General features: G+C 58.5%; 15 protein-coding genes. 2 read left to right on the top strand and 13 right to left on the bottom strand.

The genetic code is table 11. The features are described from left to right. Positions 1-56: 56 nt before the first annotated feature. From ACMXYH_RS10875 to minC, 5 genes are all read right to left on the bottom strand, one after another. Complete coding sequence (locus ACMXYH_RS10875; RefSeq protein WP_129436964.1) at positions 57-899, bottom strand: hypothetical protein; 843 nt, start codon at positions 897-899, stop codon at positions 57-59. A 149-nt stretch (positions 900-1,048) separates the two neighbouring features. Then, positions 1,049-1,684, bottom strand: coding sequence for an RluA family pseudouridine synthase (locus ACMXYH_RS10880; RefSeq protein WP_046047515.1), 636 nt, complete (start codon positions 1,682-1,684; stop codon positions 1,049-1,051). Between the two features lie 179 nt (positions 1,685-1,863). Further along, positions 1,864-2,118 (bottom strand): cell division topological specificity factor MinE, encoded by a 255-nt coding sequence (minE, locus tag ACMXYH_RS10885; protein ID WP_007898843.1) that lies wholly within the window; start codon positions 2,116-2,118, stop codon positions 1,864-1,866. Beyond that, positions 2,118-2,930 (bottom strand): septum site-determining protein MinD, encoded by an 813-nt coding sequence (gene minD, locus ACMXYH_RS10890; RefSeq protein WP_129436963.1) that lies wholly within the window; start codon positions 2,928-2,930, stop codon positions 2,118-2,120. Before minD ends, minE begins: the two co-directional genes overlap by 1 nt. A 201-nt stretch (positions 2,931-3,131) precedes the next feature. Beyond that, on the bottom strand, positions 3,132-3,869 hold the full coding sequence (gene minC, locus ACMXYH_RS10895; protein ID WP_123366484.1) for a septum site-determining protein MinC: 738 nt from the start codon (positions 3,867-3,869) through the stop codon (positions 3,132-3,134). 118 nt (positions 3,870-3,987) lie between these two features. Between minC and ACMXYH_RS10900 the strand changes: the two genes are divergently transcribed. Both ACMXYH_RS10900 and ACMXYH_RS10905 read left to right on the top strand, forming a co-directional pair. Beyond that, entirely contained in the window at positions 3,988-4,920 is a 933-nt protein-coding gene (locus tag ACMXYH_RS10900; protein ID WP_415767070.1) for a lipid A biosynthesis lauroyl acyltransferase, read from the top strand. 34 nt (positions 4,921-4,954) lie between these two features. After that, entirely contained in the window at positions 4,955-6,127 is a 1,173-nt protein-coding gene (locus ACMXYH_RS10905; protein ID WP_415767071.1) for a patatin-like phospholipase family protein, read from the top strand. Between the two features lie 133 nt (positions 6,128-6,260). Here ACMXYH_RS10905 and ACMXYH_RS10910 read toward each other — a convergent pair whose 3' ends face one another. The 8 genes from ACMXYH_RS10910 to puuE all read right to left on the bottom strand — a co-directional run bounded on the left by ACMXYH_RS10910 (position 6,261) and on the right by puuE (position 14,427). Beyond that, positions 6,261-7,046: an outer membrane protein OmpK gene (locus ACMXYH_RS10910; RefSeq protein ID WP_129436960.1), complete on the bottom strand. Its 786-nt coding sequence runs from the start codon at positions 7,044-7,046 to the stop codon at positions 6,261-6,263. A gap of 374 nt (positions 7,047-7,420) precedes the next feature. Next, entirely contained in the window at positions 7,421-8,206 is a 786-nt protein-coding gene (locus ACMXYH_RS10915; RefSeq protein WP_415767072.1) for an outer membrane protein OmpK, read from the bottom strand. Positions 8,207-8,363: 157 nt separating this feature from the next. Then, positions 8,364-9,722, bottom strand: a complete 1,359-nt coding sequence (locus ACMXYH_RS10920) for a nucleobase:cation symporter-2 family protein (protein WP_415767073.1) — start codon at positions 9,720-9,722, stop codon at positions 8,364-8,366. 193 nt (positions 9,723-9,915) lie between these two features. Continuing rightward, the gene (locus tag ACMXYH_RS10925; RefSeq protein ID WP_415767074.1) at positions 9,916-11,217 is read right to left on the bottom strand and encodes a urate hydroxylase PuuD; all 1,302 of its coding nucleotides are present in this window, start codon (positions 11,215-11,217) and stop codon (positions 9,916-9,918) included. 50 nt (positions 11,218-11,267) lie between these two features. Continuing rightward, positions 11,268-11,771, bottom strand: coding sequence for an ureidoglycolate lyase (locus ACMXYH_RS10930; protein WP_010456681.1), 504 nt, complete (start codon positions 11,769-11,771; stop codon positions 11,268-11,270). Between the two features lie 120 nt (positions 11,772-11,891). Next, positions 11,892-12,887, bottom strand: a complete 996-nt coding sequence (alc, locus tag ACMXYH_RS10935) for an allantoicase (protein ID WP_046027113.1) — start codon at positions 12,885-12,887, stop codon at positions 11,892-11,894. 101 nt (positions 12,888-12,988) lie between these two features. Beyond that, complete coding sequence (uraD, locus tag ACMXYH_RS10940; RefSeq protein WP_415767075.1) at positions 12,989-13,504, bottom strand: 2-oxo-4-hydroxy-4-carboxy-5-ureidoimidazoline decarboxylase; 516 nt, start codon at positions 13,502-13,504, stop codon at positions 12,989-12,991. Next, positions 13,501-14,427 carry an allantoinase PuuE gene (gene puuE / locus ACMXYH_RS10945; protein WP_134421395.1) on the bottom strand — a complete coding sequence of 309 codons (927 nt, stop codon included), beginning with the start codon at positions 14,425-14,427 and terminating at the stop codon, positions 13,501-13,503. The genes uraD and puuE overlap by 4 nt, the downstream gene beginning before the upstream one ends. Between the last annotated feature and the right edge of the window lie 183 nt (positions 14,428-14,610).

Below are 14,610 nucleotides of genomic sequence, written 5' to 3' on the forward strand. Positions count from 1 at the left end.
TTGCAGAGACAATGCCGTTCGACGTACGCCGGCTGCCGATTGGCGAAGAGGATGAGTCAACCGGTGATCAGCTTGCCATTGAGGAACACTTCGCGACGTTGCTTGCGGCCGACATATTCATGTTTGCTCGCGAGGTACACCTCGTTGAATTTTTCCATCGAGATGCCGGGGATCTGCCGAATATAGTCGTCCACAAGGCGGTCATAGGCGGCTTCGGTGATGAGCTTGTAGATGTCCCGGCGATAGAAGAAGCCCAGTTGAAAACCGAGGGTTTCGCTTTGATGGTTTGTCTGGCCGGCAAAGCAGTTTTCAAAGTCGATGGCTTTGAGTTGGGTCCGCGGCGTTTGCGGGATCATGATGTTGCCGGCCCAGAAATCCATGTGCGTGATGTTCTTGCGCGACAAGGAGCTCAGCAATTCGAAGGCATCGAGAATGAATGTTTCGACGCTGTCCGGGTTGCGTTTAAGCCATTGCACACCGTCGATATGCTCGTCGAGCAGGCGCGTGATAATGAAATATTCCTGGGTCAGCCCCAGTCGGTCCTTGGTGTAACCGAACCCTTGCAGCGGCGGCATTTGCACGCCACGGCGTTGTGCTTCGAGCGTATTGATCAACTCTTCCAGCGGCCAGTCGAATCGGCCATTGCGCTGCGGTTTGCCAAAGGTCACGCGCACTTTTGCCTTCAAGGTATCCAGCGGCTGGACCTTGGCAAACAACGGCGTATCGCCGGAGGCCAGAGGCGCACTCGCACGGGTGAGCTTGCGGGCGCGTCGTTTGTGTATGAGGTGTTCAAGTGCCTGTTGTGCTTCGGCTGAAGGCTGCTCGCTAAGGTGTAGCGTGGTGTTGAAAAGGCAGAAGGTGAATGGGTAGTCGTCTTGGAATGTCTTGTTGCTGAGCACGAGGGCTTCCTGCCTGCTATCAAAGTGATGGCATTTTACGTTTCATTACAAATTTATGACAATATTTTTACGCCATTTTCACGTCGATTTGTAACAAGAAATAAAAAAACGCCCTTCAATGGAGGGGCGTTTTTTGGTTCGGCGGTTACTTAAAAAGGAGCAGGACACTCGAAGCGCAAGCGTTCGCCGCTTTGCGGGTGAGTGAAGCTCAGCATGCTCGCGTGCAAACATAGTCGTGGCCAGGCGGCCAGTGCTTGCTCGTGGGCATACAGCCCGTCACCCAGCAGTGGGTGGCCGATGGAAAGCATGTGCACGCGCAACTGATGGGAGCGGCCGGTGATCGGCGTCAACTCGACACGACACCAATCGCCGCAACGCTCCAGTACGCGCCAGAAGGTCAGGGCATGTTTGCCGAATTCATGGTCCACCACATGGCGTGGCTTGGTCGGCGGGTCGTAGCGCAAGGGCAGATCGATGCTGCCACTGTCCAGTTCCGGCTGGCCCCAACACAGGGCGGTGTAGGCCTTTTCGGTTTCGCGGTCGTGAAATTGCCGAGATAGCTCGCGATGAGTGTCCGGGTCACGGGCCAACAGAATAATGCCGGAAGTTTCCCAGTCCAGACGATGGACGATTCGCGCTTCCGGGTAGCCGTTTTCCTGCAGGCGGGTAATCAGGCAGTCCTTGTTGTCATCGGCCCGGCCAGGGACAGAGAGCAGCAGGGTCGGTTTGTTCACCACCAGTACGGCGGCGTCCTGATGGATGATGCTGATGTTGGACAGCGGCATTAAAACAGCCTCGTAACAAACGCCAACGGCGGCTCAGAACCTTCATTGTCCCCGGTAGGAGCTGCCGCAGGCTGCGATCTTTTGATTTTGCTTTTAAGACAAGATCAAAAGATCGCAGCCTACGGCAGCTCCTACAGGGGCTCAAAGGTTCTGAGCCGCCGTGGCTCCTGTCTGATCGACTAGCGGTCAGGCAGGGTGATATTGAGTTCCAGAATCGAACAGCTGCCCTGGTTTTCCAGAGCGACGTGCACGTCATCGGACCCGATATTGACGTACTTGCGGATGACCTCGACCAATTCCTTCTGCAAGGCTGGCAGGTAGTCCGGTGTACTGCGTTGGCCGCGTTCGTGCGCCACGATGATCTGCAGACGCTCTTTCGCTACCGACGCGGTGCTGACCTTTTTGCTGGCACGAAAGAAGTCAAAAAGATTCATTATCTACCTCCAAACAGGCGCTCGAAGAATCCCTTCTTCGTTACATCGAGAAAACGATGTTCCACGGTTTTGCCCAGCAGACGATCGACCGCATCGCTGTATGCCTGACCGGCATCGCTCTGGTCGTCGAGAATCACCGGCACGCCCGAGTTGGAAGCTTTGAGTACCGCTTGGGATTCCGGAATGACACCCAGCAGGGCGACCGCCAGAATCTCTTTGACGTCTTCGACGCCGAGCATCTCGCCGTCACTGACTCGTTGCGGGTTGTAGCGGGTCAGCAGCAGGTGTTCCTTGATCGGGTCTTCGCCCTTTTCAGCGCGGCGCGATTTGCTGGCCAGCAGGCCGAGCATGCGGTCCGAGTCACGAACCGAGGACACTTCCGGGTTGGTCACGATAATCGCTTCGTCTGCGAAGTACATGGCCAGGTGGGCGCCTTTTTCGATGCCGGCCGGAGAGTCGCAGACCACGTATTCGAAGTCTTCTTTCAACGCCATCAACACTTTTTCCACGCCTTCGACGGTCAGCGCGTCTTTGTCGCGGGTCTGACTGGCGGCCAGTACGTAGAGGTTTTCCAGGCGTTTGTCTTTGATCAGGGCTTGTTGCAGGTTGGCTTCGCCGTTCACCACGTTGACGAAGTCATACACCACGCGACGTTCGCAACCCATGATCAGGTCGAGGTTACGCAAACCGACGTCGAAGTCGACGATAACTGTTTTGTGACCGCGCAGTGCGAGGCCGGTACCGATAGCAGCACTGGTGGTGGTCTTACCCACACCACCCTTGCCGGATGTAACCACGAGAATCTTGGCCAAGGTGTTTCACCCCTAAGGAAAAAGGACATTTAGCCCCTGAAAAACATCTCTAGAAAAACTACTGCAGTCGGACAGCCTTGGCTGGAATTCGGTCCAGAACGGCGCTTACCTCGGGTAAACACTGCTTATGGCCTTTTTCCTACTTCGTTTGAGCCGTTTTCGCTACGTTTTAGAGATGTTTGGAAAATGCGGCAGTATCCGTTAAAGCCGAATGATGTTCAACACATCGCCCGACAGGCTGACCTGTACGCCCGCACCCCACAAAGGGTCGCGACGCAGATCCTCCGAAACCTTGTAGTGGCCTGCGATGGAGACCAGTTCAGCGCTCATTTGCTGACAGAAAATCCTGGCTTTCGTGTCGCCTTTGACGCCGGCCAACACTCGACCACGCATCGGGCCGTATACATGGATGTTCCCGTCGGCGAGAAGTTCCGCCCCCGGGCTGACCGACGAGATCACCACCAGATCGCAGCCCTGGGCATAAATCTGCTGCCCACCGCGTACGGGCGAGGTGATGATCTTCGTTGGCTTGATAGTCGGCTCCGGCGGTTTTTCCGGTTTTTTCTTGACTTGGCCTTCGAGCGGGTCCAACGGACGCTCACGGGCGCCGGACGGTGGCAGCACCGGCAGGTCGACCGCGATGGCCGCGGCGATGTCTTCGATGCGGCTGGCACGGATCGCCAGGGTGCGCAGGCCATGCTGGCGGCAGACGCGCATCAGGCCGGGCAGATCGACTGCACCTTCGCCGGCCGGGAGTTTGTCCAGGGCCAGCACCAATGGCGCGTTACTAAAGAAGTTAGGCGCCTGGGCAACCTTGGCGGCCAGTTGACGATCGAGGTTCTCGAGGTCGTTACGGGCCAGTTCCAGCACCGTAATGGCGAGCATGCTGCCCTTCAGCTGGAACACGGGATCTTGGTCTAGCGGTTCGGTTTGGCTCATGGTCGGCATACAACGACTTGTCACTAAAAGTGCCGAGACTTATAACGAGAACGCCCGCGAGCCGCAAGCCGGGTCGAACGATGTAGAATGCGCGGCCATTGTCTTTCCGGAACCTTTAATGGATCGCCCGCGTTTTCGAACAGCATTTCTTTCTCCACGTTTCTGGCCTTTGTGGTGTGGCTTGGGGCTGTTGTGGCTGATTGTCCAGCTGCCGTATCCGGTGTTGCTGTCGATCGGTCGCGCCCTGGGTGCATTGATGTATCGAGTAGCGGGCGACAGACGGCGCATTGCCAAGCGCAATCTCGAACTGTGTTTCCCTGAAAAAGCCGCTGCCGAGCGCAAGCGCCTGCTCAAGGAAAACTTCGCCTCCACGGGCATCGCGTTTTTCGAAATGGCCATGAGCTGGTGGTGGTCGCGTGAGCGCCTGGCGAAGCTGGCCCATGTCGAAGGGCTGGAGCATTTGAAAAAAGCCCAGCGTGACGGCAAAGGCGTGATCCTGATGGCCGTCCATTTCACCACGCTGGAAATCGGCGCGGCGTTGCTCGGCCAGCAGCACACCATTGATGGCATGTACCGCGAACACAAAAATCCGTTGTTCGACTACGTCCAGCGCCTGGGGCGCGAGCGGCACAATGTCGATTCGCTGGCGGTGGAGCGCGACGACGTGCGCGGCATGCTGAAACTGCTGCGGGCCGGCCGGGCAATCTGGTACGCACCGGATCAGGACTATGGCGCCAAGCAAAGTATCTTCGTGCCGCTGTTCGGGATTCAGGCCGCGACCGTCACCGCCACCAGCAAGTTTGCGCGGTTGGGCAAGGCGCTGGTGGTACCGTTCACTCAGGAACGTCTGGCGGACGGCAGCGGTTATCGACTGGTGATTCATGCACCGCTCGAAGGTTTCCCCGGCGAAACCGAAGAGGCCGACTGCCTGCGGATCAACCAATGGATCGAAGGCGTCTTGCGCGAATGTCCGCAGCAATACCTTTGGGCTCATCGTCGCTTCAAGAGCCGTCCGCCGGGCGAGCCGAAGCTGTACGCAAAACGCGGTTGAACCACCGTCCTTATATGCACCATGGAGTGTTGCGATGAGTCCTGCTGAACCGGTTACAGGGTTGATTCTTTCCGGCGGCGGGGCTCGGGCGGCTTATCAGGTGGGTGTTCTGGCGGCGATTGCCGAGCTGTTGCCGGTCGGCGCGAGCAATCCGTTTCCGGTGATCGTCGGCACCTCGGCCGGCGCAATCAACGCGGTCAGCCTCGCCAGTGGGGCGATGGATTTTCGGGGTGCGATTCAACGTCTGACAGCCTTCTGGCAGGGCTTTCGCAGTCATCTGGTGCTGCGCAGCGACTGGCCGGGCGTGATCCACCAGGCCAGCCGTTTTGTCAGCCACAGTTTGCTCGGGATTGGCGCTCAGGTGCCGGTGGCGTTGCTCAACAGTTCGCCGCTGCGCGGATTGCTCGACGACAAACTGCAGATGAACGGGATTGCCGAGGCCATTGCACAGAAGCAGTTGCAGGCGGTTGCGGTGACCGCGTTCGGCTACGAGTCCGGTCAGGCGGTGACCTTTTATCAGGGCAGCGGCACCATCAATGCCTGGTTGCGCCATCGGCGAATCGGCGTCCCCACGCAATTGACCGTCGATCACTTGCTGGCCAGTTCAGCGATTCCGCTGCTGTTTGCACCAGTGAAAATCGGTGAAGAGTATTTCGGCGACGGCGCGGTGCGTCAGTCGGCACCGATCAGCCCGGCGCTGCACCTGGGCGCCAGCCGAGTGCTGGTAGTGGGCGTCAGCGGCAACCCCCGCGGCGTCGACCCGGAACAACCGCTGCAACGCGCCTACACCGGTCAGCAACCGAGCCTGGCGCAGATCGGTGGGCACCTGCTCAACAGCACGTTCATTGACAGCCTGGAAAGTGACATCGAGTTGTTGCAGCGGCTCAATCAGTTCAGTCATCTGCTGCCCGATGGCACGCCGACGCGCGCGCTGGGTGTGGCGCCGGTAGATGTGCTGGTGATTTCGCCGAGTCAGCCGATCGATGAGATTGCGGCGCGGCATCGGCAGGAATTACCGGCGGCGCTGCGTCTGTTTCTGCGCGGACCGGGGGCGACCAGGACGAGCGGGGCGGGGGTGCTGAGTTATCTGCTGTTCGAGGCGGGGTATTGCAGCGAATTGATTGATTTGGGGCGGCGGGATGCGTTGGCCAAGCGCGGGGAGTTGTGCCGGTTTCTCGGGTTGGCGGAGCCTGTGGTTTCGGCTTGAGATCGGCGGCGCGACCATCGCGAGCAAGCTTGCTCCCACATTCAATCTCCTGTGAACACATTATTTGTGATCACCACTGATCAACTGTGGGAGCGAGCTTGCTCGCGATGGCGTCCTTACAGACGCCGCCGGATTAGAAGTGAACCTTGACCAGGAAGCTGGTTACGCTCTGATCGGTTTTGAAGCCCTGACTGTCTTCAATACCGTACTTGTTTTTCCAGTAGTCATACTCGACGCCGACGTACAACTGCTTTTCGCCAAGGTTTAGCGCCTTGCCCAAGTCGTATTTGACCTGCGGGTTGAAGTGCAGATTGGCGTGGTAGTCGCCTTTGGAGTTGGAGTCGTTGTCGACCACCCAGTCCATGTAGCCATCGATCAGGATGTTCGAGTCACCGACAGGAATGGTGTAGGACCAGACCGGGGTGATCTGCCACACGTTGTCGCCTGGACGGCTGCCTTCCGTGTGACGCTGGTAGAAGTTCAGCTGGAAGTAATCAAAGCCCGGGATCGCCAGGTCGAAACCGGGACCGATCAGGTAGGACTCGGTATCGCCTTCACCGAACTCGTAGGTCATGGCCAGCAGGACATCTTTGATCGGGCCGAATTCGATTTTCTGGTCGAGGACCTTGCCCAGCGAAATACGCGGTTGGAACTCACCGTAATAGGTGTTCGGGCCAACGTTGAAGTCTTTGTCACCGTTGTAGAAAATCTTGTCGACGAAGAAGAAGTTGTCCCCATATTTCCATGCATCGGCATGCTCGAAGGTGACGGTCTGCTGAATGTGCGGGTTGACCTGGAAGTCCTTGCCATACAGGTAGGACAGGCTGTTGTTCTGCCATTGCAGCAAGTCGCCGGCCATGGCCTGGCCCCCGGCCAGCAAAGATCCCGCCAACATCAGGCTAGTGCACGTACGTTTCATTCGGTTGCTCCCAAAAAGTAGGTGGTTCCACGTTATTTTTCTAAGGTCGGCGCTCTGGTGTGGCGCCTTTTCTGTAGCTGTAAAAAATCATCCAATCGGTCAGCTTCAGTGCTGTTGGCAAAAGCTGAGCCAAGGCTTTTGAAAAGCCAAAAAACTCCCGCTCGGCTGCTCAAGAGCAGCCGATTGAGAGTGGTTTTGGAGTGCCTTGGTACCGTCCAGCGCCGGGATAAGTTGGCTTTCTGGTCAGGAATTAAATCCGGGCTTTTTTTTAGACCAGATTCGGGCGGCCGCGGAGAATACTGACTCCTTGGCCAGGTCTCAAGTGCCCCGCAACAGCGCACCGACGACAGGTTTGGAGCACGGTTGCGGATCATCTAGAAATGCACCTTCACCAGCAGGCTGGTGGTGTTCTCATTAGTGTCGAGGTTGGCGTTGTTTTCGATGCCGTATTTGTCTTTCCAGTAGCTGTATTCGACGCCGACGTACACCTGTTTCTCCCGCCAGCCCAAGGCCTTCCCCAGGTCGTATTTGATCTGCGGGTTCAAGTGCAGGTTGGCGTGGTAGGTGCCATGTGAGTTCTGGTCGTTATCCACGACCCAATCGATGTAGCCGTCGATCAACAGGTTCGAGTTGCCCAATGGCAGGGTGTAGGACCAGGCCGGCGTGATCTGCCAGACATCGTCGCCGGGACGCGAGCCTTCGGTCTGGCGATAGTAGAAGTTCAAGGTGAAAAAATTGAAGCCCGGTACCGCGAGATCGAAACCGGGGCCGATCAGATAGGCCTCGGTGTCGTCTTCGCCATTCTCGTAGGTCATGGCCAGCAACACATCCTTGATCGGGCCGAATTCGAAACGGCGGTCGAGGATTTTGCCGAAGGAGAGGCGCGGACTAAACTCGCCGTAATAGGCGTGAACGCCTTTGTTCCGGTCTTTCTCGCCGTTGTAGTAAGTGCTGTCGACGAACAGGAAGTTGTCGCCGTACTTCCAGCGGTCGGCGTGCTCAAAGGTTATCGTCTGCTGGATCGACGGGTTGACCGCGAAATCCTTGCCATACAAATAGCTCAGGCTGTTGGTCTGCCACAGCAGCAGATCGCCGGCCATGGCCTGACTGGCGGCCAATAAGCCACCGCCCAACAGCATGTTTGTCTGTGTCCGAATCATCTGTTGCTCCCTCTTGTTTTTATTGTTTGAGGCGCAGGTGTTCCCCCTGTGGGAGCGGGCTTGCTCGCGAAAGCGGTATGTCAGTCAACAATGATGTTGAGGCTGATGGCCCCTTCCCGAGCAAGCCCGCTCCCACAGGTTCTGTGGCGCTGATGTGTTAGTGCGGGTGGGCGTGGCAGTCGTTGATGGCCGCGCGTTCGGCGCCGCCGAGGATGTTGAACAGCAGGTTCAGCGACAGCGCACTGAGCGTGGCCATGGCGATTCCGCTGTGGGTGATCGGGCTCATCCACAGCGGAAGGTGGGCGAAGAATTCCGGACGGACCACCGGGATCAGCCCCATGCCGATGCTCACCGCCACCAGCAATTGATTGCGACGGTCACCGATGTCGGCTTCCTGAAGAATCTTGATGCCGGTGGCGGCGACCATGCCGAACATCGCAATCGCTGCGCCGCCCAGTACTGCCGGCGGAATCGACGCCACCAGGAACGCCGCTTTCGGCAACAGGCTCAACACCACCAGCAAACCGCCGGCAACGATGGTCACCGAGCGGCAACGCACGCCGGTCATCTGCACGAGGCCGATGTTCTGCGCGAAAGAGGAGTGGGTGAAAGTGTTGAAGAAACCGGCGAAGAACGAGGCGCCGGCATCACACAACAAACCGCGACGCAGCATTCGTGGGCAGACGTCCTGGCCGGTGATTTTGCCCAGGGCGAGGAACATCCCGGTGGACTCGACGAAGATGATCACCACCACCAGGCACATGGAAAGGATCGGTGCGAGTTCGAACTTCGGCATGCCGAAATGCAGCGGGGTGACGATCTGCAGCCACGGCGCTTGAGCCATGCCGCTGAGGTCGACCATGCCAATCACGCCGCAAACGATGTAGCCGAGGCACATGCCGATCAGCACCGAAATATTGACCCAGAAACCGCGCATGAAGCGGTGCACCAACAGAATGGTGGCCAGCACCAGCGCGGCGATGGCCAGGTAAATCGGTGAGCCGAATTGAGCGGCACCTGCACCGCCGCCGGCCCAGTTCACGGCCACGGGGAACAGCGACAAACCGATCGAGGTGATGACCGTGCCGGTCACCAGAGGCGGGAAGAAGCGTACGACTTTGGACATGAACGGCGCGATGATCATGCCGAAGAACCCGGCGGCGATGGTCGCGCCGAAGATCCCTTGCAGACCGATGCCCGGCATGCCGGCCATGGCGACCATGCTGCCGACAGCGGCGAAACTGGCGCCCATCATCACCGGCATACGGATGCCCATGGGGCCGATGCCCAGCGATTGCACGATGGTAGCGATCCCGGCCACCAGCAGGTCGGCGTTGATCAGGAAGGCAATTTCTTCACGACTCAGGCCAGCGGCCTGTCCGATGATCAGCGGCACCGCGATGGCTCCGCCGTACATCAGCAGAACATGTTGCAGACCAACCAGGATCAGTTGCAAAAGGGGTAAACGCTGAATGGCGGGTGCGTCGGGGATGCGCGCTTCGGATAGCTCGGACATGCAACACCTCGGATCTTTTTTATTCTTGTGATTTTGTGCATCAGGCAAACCTGTGGGAGCGGGCTTGCTCGCGAAGAGGCCATTACATTCAACATCACGTTGACTGGCCCGACGCTTTCGCGAGCAAGCCCGCTCCCACAGGGATTGATGGTGTCCTTGTGGGAGCGGGCTTGCCCGCGATGCTTTTTGCTACTTAATTGGTTGGAGCTCCCTGAACAATCCACGCACCGATCAGGTCACGTTCCTGCTGGGTCATCTGGGTGATGTTGCCCAGTGGCATGATCTGGCTGGTGACGGCTTGAGCCTGGATGCGTGCAGCGTTCTGACGGATCTGCTCGGGGGTATCGAACATCACGCCAGCCGGTGCAGCACTGAACAGCGGGCTGGTCGGTTTGGCCGAATGGCAAACCGCGCAACGCTCCTGGATCACACTGTGAACCTTGTCGAAACCGGGGCCGGCGTTGGACGCCTGAGCCGGTGCAGCGGCAGGTGCAGCAGGTTTCGCCGCTTCAGGTTTGGCACCACCACCGAGGGCAGTTTCCGGCAACGGCTGGTACTCGATGGTGCCAGGCGCCTTGGCTACTTCAGGCGCGCTGGGCATCTGCGCCGGGCCAGTCACGTACGCCAGGCAGATCATGCCCACGGCCGCAACGGGCAGGGTCCAGGCAAACTTGTGGCTGTCATGACGGGTGTTGAAGTAGTGACGCACCAACACCGCGAGCACCGCGATCCCGGCCAGGATCAGCCAGTTGTATTGGCTGCCGTAGGTGCTCGGGAAGTGGTTGCTGATCATGATGAACAGCACCGGCAAGGTGAAGTAGTTGTTGTGACGCGAACGCAGCAGACCTTTGGCCGGCAGTGCCGGATCCGGCGTGCGGTTCTCGGCAATCGCGGCAACCAGTGCGCGCTGCGCCGGCATGATGATGCGGAACACGTTGCCGACCATGATGGTGCCGATGATCGCGCCGACGTGCAGGTACGCACCACGACCACTGAACACTTTGCTGAAGCCGTAAGCAGCGCCAATGATCAGCACGAACAGGATGAAGCCGAGCAGGGCAGGGCGTTTGCCCAGGGCCGAGTCGCAGAGGAAGGAGTAGACGAACCAGCCGACGAACAACGAGGCAATGCCCAGCGCGACCCCTTCAGGGCCGGTCAGGCTGCTGCCTGGTGCCAGCAGGTACAGCGTCGGGTTGGAGTAGAACACCACGCACAACAGCGCGATCCCTGACATCCAGGTGAAGTAGGCTTCCCATTTGAACCAGTGCAGGTTGTCCGGCATGGTCGGTGGAGCCAGTTTGTATTTTTCCAGGTGATAGATACCGCCGCCGTGGATCGCCCACAAATCGCCGGCCAGACCACTTTTCGGGTTGACCCGATTGAGGTTGTTTTCCAGCCAGACGAAATAGAACGACGCACCGATCCAGGCCACGCCAGTAATCATGTGAACCCAGCGCACGCTCAGGTTCAGCCATTCCAACAGATGTGCTTCCACAGTCTTTACCTCTCGCCTGTCACTCTGTTGTCGAGTGATCAGACCTTCTCTTATTGGTGGGGGGCAAGGATCAAACGCTCATCCTCTTTGAAAAAATGCTCATCGCAGTTATTGCCTGTGCCACTGCGATCAACCACCAGGAAGTCATCCCGCTTTTCGATCGTCAGCACCGGATGGTGCCAAACGCCGCGATGGTAATTAATGCCCTGCCTGCCGTTGGTGACGAAGGCGCGGACCAAGCCTGATACAGGTTCATCGCCAAGTGGCGCGACCACGATCAGAAAAGGGTTGCCGAGCAGCGGAATGAAAGCCTGGCTGCCCAGCGGGTGACGCTCCAGCATGCTGACGGTCAGCGGCATGTCCTGCGCGTCGGCGCGGAAGATGCTGATGATCGCGTTGTCCTCTGGCGTGGCGGTTTGCACCGTCGCCAGTTTGTGAAAGCGCATGGTCGAACCGTTGTTGATCATGAAGTGATCGCTGCCGTCGGTTTCGATCACGTCACCGAAAGGGGCGAAGGCTTCTTTGGTCAGCGGTTCAATCGTCAATGTGCGCATGCTGGTCTTCTTACCTTGAATTCGTTGTTGTCTGTTCTGACGCTATCGCGAGCAAGCTCGCTCCCACAGGGAAACGCAGTCAAATGTGGGAGCGAGCTTGCTCGCGATTGGGTTCAGCGCTTATTTAGCGACCTTGCCCAATACCCGCAGGCGGCTCACACCACCGTCCGGGAACACGTTCAGGCGGATGTGGGTGATCGGGCCCAGCGCCTTGATCTGCTCGGCGAAGGTGTGTTCGGCGTGCATTTCGAGTTTCTGCGCCGGCAACAATTCGCGCCAGAACAGCGATTGGGTTTCGATCTGGCTGTCGGTGCCGCCCTTCACGAACGCGCCCTGGATCGAGCAGGTGTCCGGGTAGTTGCCCTTGAAGTGCAAGGTGTCGACGATGACTTTTTCGATCTCGCCGGCATGACCCAGCGCGACGATGACCCAGTCATTGCCCGGTGTACGGCGACGTGCGGTCTCCCAACCGTCGCCCATGTTGATGCCACGGCCCGGGTTGAGGATGTTGCTCATGCGACCGAAGTGTTCGTCGGAGCAGGCGAGGGCGCGGCCACCGTTCAGGGCGGCGGCCAGATCGATTTGTTCGTTGTCGCCGACAGCCGACCAGTCGCGGTGCGGCACGCCGTACACACGCAGACGCGCTACGCCGCCATCCGGGTAGATGTTGAAGCGCAGGTGGCTGAACGCCTGGTCGTTGTTGATTTCATGGAAGTGATGGCTGTTGCCTTGCAGCTCGACAGCCGACAGCACTTCAACCCACTGGGTGTTTTCAGTCGGTTCGCCTTCAGCCAGGAAACAGGCTTCCAGGGAGGCCGACGGTGGGAAGTTGCCGGTGAAGAATGAGGTGTCGATGTCCACGCCTTTGATCGAACCCGGTACGCCCAGGCGGATCACAGCGCTGTCATAGCCTTCGAAGCGCTTGCGGCGCGACTCCCAGCCGTCCATCCACTTGCCGTTGTCATCGAACACGCCTTCTTTCCACACAGCCGGGGTCGGCTGGAACAGGCGGTTGGCATCAGCGAACCAGTCATCGGTGACCGAGATGATTTTGGTGCCCAGGCGGGCGTCGGCCAGGTTGACGAACTTCTCGAAAGGTACGGCGTAAGCTTTCATTCTTCTTGTCTGCCTTTAATAAGTTGGCTTGGGATGCTCGCAGGAGCCCTGGGTGCTTTTTGCGTTTAAGAACACTCGGGGCTTTTCACAAGGGCTGCTCGCTAAAGGGTCAGTAATCGGAACAGGGCGATCTTGTTGATCTCCGCCAGCGCGCATTTGAACTCGGTGTCTTCCGGGTTGTGAATGCGCGTTTCGAACGCCGCGAGGATCTGATGCCGGTTGCTGCCTTTTACCGCCATGATGAAGGGAAACTTGAACTTGGCCTTGTAGGCGTCGTTCAGCTCGGTGAAGCGCTGGAACTCTTCGGCCGTGCATTGGTGAATACCGGCGCCAGCCTGTTCATTGGTGCTGGCTTCGGTCAGTTGGCCCTGGACGGCGGCTTTTCCGGCCAGGTCCGGGTGAGCGTTGATCAGGGCCAGTTGGCTTTCGTGATCGGCGCTTAACAGGATGTCGCTCATGCGTTGGTGTAGGGTTTCGATCTCGTCGATCGATGCGTCCTGGCCCAGGTCGAAGGCCTTTTCGGCCACCCATGGCGAATGTTCGTAGATGTCGGCGAAAGCGGCGACAAACGCGTCGCGGCTCAGGGTCGACGGCTTCAGGGTTTGGAAGTGGCTCATTTTGCGGCCCCTTGGTACGGGTGGTTTTCGTGCCAGTGGCGAGCGATGTCGACGCGACGGCTGAACCACACCTGTTCATGACTTTTAGCGTACTCGATAAAGCGTTTGAGCGAGGCCAGACGCGCCGGACGGCCAATCAGACGGCAGTGCAGGCCGATCGACAACATCTTCGGTGCTTCGGCGCCTTCAGCGTAAAGCACGTCGAACGCGTCTTTGAGGTATTCAAAGAAATCGTCGCCCTTGTTGAAACCCTGGACCTGGGTGAAGCGCATGTCGTTGGTGTCCAGCGTGTACGGAATCACCAGGTGCGGCTTGCCGGTCGGGTTGTTCGGTTCCCAGTAGGGCAGGTCGTCGTCGTAGGTGTCGCAGTCGTAGAGGAAACCGCCTTCTTCCATCACCAGTCGACGAGTGTTCGGACCGGTGCGGCCGGTGTACCAGCCTAGTGGGCGCTCGCCGGTGATTTCGGTGAGGACGCGGATCGCTTCGAGCATGTGCTCGCGTTCCTGCGCTTCGTCCATGTACTGATAGTCGATCCAGCGATAGCCGTGGCTGCAGATCTCGTGGCCTGCATCGACCATCGCGCGGATCACGTCCGGGTGGCGCTGGGCGGCCATGGCCACGGCGAAGATGGTCAGCGGAATGTCGAATTCCTTGAACAGTTTCAGAATCCGCCAGACGCCGGCGCGGCTGCCATACTCGTAAAGGGATTCCATGCTCATGTTGCGCGCGCCTTGCAGCGGCTGCGCCGAGACCATTTCCGAAAGGAAGGCTTCGGATTCTTTATCGCCGTGCAGGATATTGCGCTCGCCGCCTTCTTCGTAATTGAGCACGAAGGACAAGGCGATGCGGGCATTGCCCGGCCAGTGTGGGTGAGGAGGGTTACTGCCGTAACCGATCAGGTCGCGTGGGTAGTCAGCGCTCACTGCAGTCTTCCTTCTTATTCGTTCGACTTGTTCAAGGTCAGGGTTGTGTGGCGGCCTGGCGGTTTGATGACAGGCTGGCGTCACAGCGATGGGCTGATTGTATACAACTTTATATCCACTTTGTAAGCCTGTTTTTTTGCATTTTTCACTGACTGTCATCTTCACATGTTATTGCAAGAAACC

Origin of the sequence: Pseudomonas frigoris, from assembly GCF_047758635.1 — a bacterium.
In the GTDB taxonomy this organism is placed as follows: domain Bacteria; phylum Pseudomonadota; class Gammaproteobacteria; order Pseudomonadales; family Pseudomonadaceae; genus Aquipseudomonas; species Aquipseudomonas frigoris.